Below are 1,610 nucleotides of genomic sequence, written 5' to 3'. Positions count from 1 at the left end.
ATGGCTCGAGGGCGATGCAATTACCCGCTTTGTGGCAATTGCTTTATTAGTCTGCTCAATCGTAACCTGGGTAATTTTGCTATCTCGCTATTGGGACTTGCGTAACCTGCGAAAACTGAAGCCTGAGCTTGATCAATTTTGGCGCGCTACTTCATATGACCAGGGGTTAAATGCCTTCACTAGTCATGTTAGCAACCCTTATTACCAGATTGCTAAAGCCGCCAGTCTTGCCTCTTCCCATCACCAAAGTCAATCCACAAATCATCGTGAGCTTTTGCAAACACTAAACTATTCTGAGTGGATGGCCAGAAGCCTGAAGAACAGCATCGATGGAATTTCAGCCAACCTTCAAAAAGGTCTCACCTTCCTTGGGTCAACAGGAGCAACTTCACCATTTATCGGTTTATTCGGAACTGTATGGGGTATCTATCACGCCTTAATCGCGATCAGCAGCTCAGGCAGCGCACAAATTGATCAAGTTGCTGGTCCTATTGGTGAGGCGCTCATCATGACCGCTCTAGGCCTAGCAGTAGCGATTCCAGCGGTGCTGGGATTCAATGCCATCAATCGTGCCAATAAATTATTGGTCGCTGATCTCAATCGTTTTGGGAATGATCTGCTCGCTTACTTTGTAACTGGCGCCCGCGTGAAGTCCGGAGAATAAATATGTCCTTTAATCTTCAGAACGATTCCGAAGAAAGCGGCATCATGGCCGAAATTAATATGACGCCGATGGTGGACGTCATGTTAGTACTTTTAATTATCTTCATCATCACCTTGCCAGTCATTCAGCAAGCTGTCAAAGTAGAGTTGCCAAAGGCTAATAGCGTTCGCAATGAAGTAAAGCCAGAATCAGTTCAACTCTCGATTGATGCTCAAGGTCAAATATTTTGGAATAGCACACCTATTAATTTAAAAACATTTGATGGCTATGCAGAGAAGGCTGCCCAGAAAGAACCGCAACCAGAAATCAATTTACGCGCAGATAAGTCTGTGAAGTATGAGTATGTTGCACAAGTTTTAGCAGCATCGCGCAGAGCTGGTTTAACTAAGCTTGGATTTGTAACTGAACCGAACTAAGGTTTTTTAGCTGCTGTGCACTGCTCTTGATAAGTCCTAGTACCCTCCCCGAGGGTTGCCGAGAGAATTCCACCTTTTATGGTCTCCGCTTTTCTCAACTGACCAGTGGCGCGATTAATAGCGATCGCTGTAATGACTGAGCCAGCCCCATACTGAACACCGTCAAAGCTTTCTGGTGGAAAGTGCGCCTCCATTGAAATGAGCACCGTGGATTCGGTGACGAGGACATTCTTAATCGTTTGCTTGCCAAACTCGTCCGATTGATCGAGATCTCGATCATCAACAAATACTTTTGCTTTCTCTTTTTTTGAGGCTGGAGTAACTTTTAACTCGTAGGTTTCGGTGTAATTCTTTTCTGAACGCTCACAAGTAAAAAATAGAGAGTCAGCAGCCAAACTGGGGGCGGCATAGAGAAGCAGGAAAAAAATGTGGAAGTATTTCAAGGATGCCTGAAATCAATCGATTGGTGCCCGAGGCCGGAATCGAACCGGCACGACTTTTTTGAGTCGGCAGATTTTAAATCTGCTGTG

The 1,610-nt window shown here is 45.2% G+C and carries 3 protein-coding genes; 2 read left to right on the top strand and 1 reads right to left on the bottom strand.

Annotated elements, in window-relative coordinates; translation table 11 throughout:
- The coding region (locus tag B7Y67_RS17445) for a MotA/TolQ/ExbB proton channel family protein (protein WP_293599713.1) at nt 1–664 on the top strand (664 nt) is incomplete at its 5' end.
- A 2-nt stretch (nt 665–666) separates the two neighbouring features.
- Nucleotides 667–1,080, top strand: coding sequence for a biopolymer transporter ExbD (locus B7Y67_RS17440; RefSeq protein ID WP_215387574.1), 414 nt, complete (start codon nt 667–669; stop codon nt 1,078–1,080).
- Here the strand turns inward: B7Y67_RS17440 and B7Y67_RS17435 are convergent.
- The gene (locus tag B7Y67_RS17435) at nt 1,077–1,523 is read right to left on the bottom strand and encodes a hypothetical protein (RefSeq protein ID WP_293599712.1); all 447 of its coding nucleotides are present in this window, start codon (nt 1,521–1,523) and stop codon (nt 1,077–1,079) included. The genes B7Y67_RS17440 and B7Y67_RS17435 overlap by 4 nt on opposite strands.
- Nucleotides 1,524–1,610: the final 87 nt, after the last annotated feature.

The sequence above is a fragment of the Polynucleobacter sp. 35-46-11 genome (genome assembly GCF_002281105.1).
Note: the sequence above shows the minus strand (reverse complement) of the source record. Positions and strands in the feature narration are given on the sequence as shown.